The following is a 2916-nucleotide window of genomic DNA, read 5'->3' as shown; positions in this document are numbered from 1 at the left end:
CACCCCCCTCTGTCCTGCCGGACATCTCCCCCGCAAGGGGGGAGATCGGCAGCTTTACCGCCAGCTCTTCCTCGGCAGAAATTGGCGAAAACCGAGATGAGGGCGCAATCTCCCCCCTTGCGGGGGAGATGTCCGGCAGGACAGAGGGGGGTGTGCAGGATCGCCTGCCTCTCAAACTGTCCGAGTCAACGCCTTCGCCGATTGGCCTCTCCCCTCTCAACGGCACCGCAACCGCCCTCGGCATCGGCCTGCCCTTCGGCAGCATGCCAGCGCAAAAACTTACCGATCTCACCCAATACGCCCTCACCCTCGGCGCCACTGAAATCCGCTTGGCGGCAAGTCGCGCGCTGCTTTTGCTTGGCCTCTCCCCAGCCGCATGTCTTTCACTCCAGAAAACCGCCGCAATCCTCGGCTTTGTCACCGACGCAGCTGATCCGCGCACGAAAATCGCCGCCTGCCCCGGCGCACCCGCCTGTGCCTCGGGCCGCATCGCGACACGCGACATCGCCGAGACCATCGCCGTGGAAAACCGCGACATCCTCGATTCCTCGCTCACATTGCACATCTCCGGCTGCGCCAAGGGCTGCGCCCATCCCGGCCCGGCAGCGCTGACCCTGGTCGGCGGCGAAAACGGAGCCGGACTTGTCGTGGACGGGACGGCAAAGGCATTGCCTGCCGGATACAGGCCGGGCTACGACGCTGCGCACGGCATCGGCCGCATTGCAGCGGCGATCCGCAGCGCACGACATCCCGGCGAAACTGCTTCCGCTTGCCTGGCAAGGCTCGGCGCGGACGGCATCACCGAAATCTACCGACAGGAATGAGCATGCCCGCCCAGAACGCCTACGACTACATCCATGATGGCACGGCGATCTACGAGCGCTCCTTCGCCATTATCCGCGCCGAGGCCGACCTGACGCGCTTTTCCGATGCCGAGGCCGACGTCGCTATCCGCATGATCCACGCCTGCGGCCAGGTCGAGGCTGCGCGGCACTTCGTTTTCTCGAGCGATTTCGTCGCCGCCGCGCGCACGGCGTTGGGGGCCGGCGCGCCGATCTTCTGCGACGCGCAGATGGTCTCGCATGGCGTCACGCGCGCCCGGCTTCCGGCCGGCAACGAGGTAATCTGTACGCTGCGCGATCCGCGGACTGCCGACATCGCGAAAAAGATCGGCAACACCCGCTCGGCCGCGGCGATCGACCTGTGGGGCGAGCGAATGGCCGGTTCGGTCGTCGCCATCGGCAATGCGCCGACAGCCCTTTTCTATCTGCTGGAAAAGCTGCGCGACGGCGCGCCAAAGCCGGCGGCGATCATCGGCATGCCGGTTGGGTTTGTCGGCGCCGCTGAATCGAAGGATGCGCTGGCCGAAAATTCCTATGGCGTGCCTTACGCCATCGTGCGCGGCCGGCTGGGCGGCAGCGCCATGACCGCCGCCGCCCTCAACGCTTTGGCGAGGCCGGGCCTATGAATGCGATTGCAAAAGGTCGGCTGGTCGGCGTCGGCACCGGTCCTGGCGACCCGGAACTTTTGACCCTGAAGGCGGTGCGCGCGCTGGCCGAGGCCGATGTCGTTGCGCATTTCGCCAAGCGCGGCAACAACAGCAACGCGCGCGCCATTGTCGGCACGCATTTTCGTCCTGATCTGATCGAACTGCCGCTGCTCTATCCAGTGACCACCGAGATCGACAAGGACCACGGCGATTACCGGTCGCAGATCACGGATTTCTACGAGCAGTCGGCCGAAAAGGTTGCCGAGCACCTCAGCGCCGGCAGGATGGTTGCGGTGCTCTCGGAGGGCGATCCGCTTTTCTACGGTTCCTATATGCATCTGCATGTCCGGCTAGCGCACCGCTTTCCGACCGAAGTCATTCCCGGCGTCACCGCCATGTCCGGCTGCTGGTCGGCGACCGGCCTGCCGATCGTCCAGGGCGACGACGTGCTGACGGTACTGCCGGGCACGATGAGCGAATTCGAGCTGACGCGCCGCCTCGCCGACACCGATGCCGCGGTGATCATGAAGGTCGGCCGCAACCTGCCCAAGATCAGGCGCGCGCTGGAGGCAACCGACAAGCTGGCGCGGGCCATCTATGTCGAGCGCGGCACCATGCCGGGCGGCGTCTCGATGCGGCTGGCCGACAAAAGGGACGACCAGGCGCCCTATTTCGCCATCGTGCTGGTGGCCGGCTGGTCGGGCCGGCCAAGCGCATTGGGAGCCGAAGCATGAGCGGCCGTCTCACCGTCATCGGCCTCGGGCCAGGCAATGCCGACCAGGTGACGCCGGAAGCCAGCCGCGCCGTTGCCGAGGCGAAATTCTTCTATGGCTACAAGCCTTATCTCGACCGGCTCGATCTGCGCCCCGACCAGATTCGCCTCGCTTCCGATAATCGCGAGGAACTCGCCCGCTCCAGGGACGCGCTGCTGAAGGCCGCGGAAGGCCACGATGTCGCCGTCGTATCGGGCGGCGATCCCGGCGTCTTCGCCATGGCGGCAGCCGTCTGCGAGGCGATAGAGGCGGGCCCACCCGAATGGCGCGCGGTCGACATCGCCATCGTGCCCGGTATCACCGCCATGCTCGCCGTCGCCGCCCGCATCGGCGCGCCGCTCGGCCATGATTTCTGCGCCATCTCGCTGTCCGACAATCTGAAGCCGTGGGACCTGATCGAGCTACGCCTACTTGCTGCGGCGGGCGCCGGCTTAGTCATCGCGCTCTACAATCCGATCAGCAAGGCACGCCCCTGGCAGCTTGGCCGCGCCTTCGAATGCCTGTCGGCGATCCTGCCCGGCACCACGCCGGTGATCTTTGGCCGCGCCGCCGGCCGTCCCGACGAGCGCATCGAGGTTTTTCTACTGGCCGACGCCGATGCCGCGAAGGCCGACATGGCGACCTGCATCATCATCGGCTCGCCGGAAACCAGGA

Annotated in this window: 3 protein-coding genes and 1 pseudogene; all 4 read left to right on the top strand. The window is 66.3% G+C overall.

The genetic code is table 11. The features are described 5' to 3' along the window. Positions 1-824, top strand: a pseudogene (locus E5W70_RS29665) (precorrin-3B synthase); the annotation flags it as partial. Between the two features lie 2 nt (positions 825-826). Then, entirely contained in the window at positions 827-1468 is a 642-nt protein-coding gene (locus E5W70_RS29660) for a precorrin-8X methylmutase (protein WP_292664843.1), read from the top strand. Continuing rightward, positions 1465-2223 carry a precorrin-2 C(20)-methyltransferase gene (locus tag E5W70_RS29655; protein WP_292664842.1) on the top strand — a complete coding sequence of 253 codons (759 nt, stop codon included), beginning with the start codon at positions 1465-1467 and terminating at the stop codon, positions 2221-2223. The genes E5W70_RS29660 and E5W70_RS29655 overlap by 4 nt, the downstream gene beginning before the upstream one ends. Then, on the top strand, positions 2220-2916 hold a 697-nt coding region (locus tag E5W70_RS29650; RefSeq protein ID WP_292664841.1), incomplete at its 3' end, for a precorrin-3B C(17)-methyltransferase. The genes E5W70_RS29655 and E5W70_RS29650, both read left to right, overlap by 4 nt.

The organism is Mesorhizobium sp., from assembly GCF_005063415.1.
Classification (GTDB): domain Bacteria; phylum Pseudomonadota; class Alphaproteobacteria; order Rhizobiales; family Rhizobiaceae; genus Mesorhizobium.
This window is presented reverse-complemented; position numbering and strand designations above follow the sequence as displayed.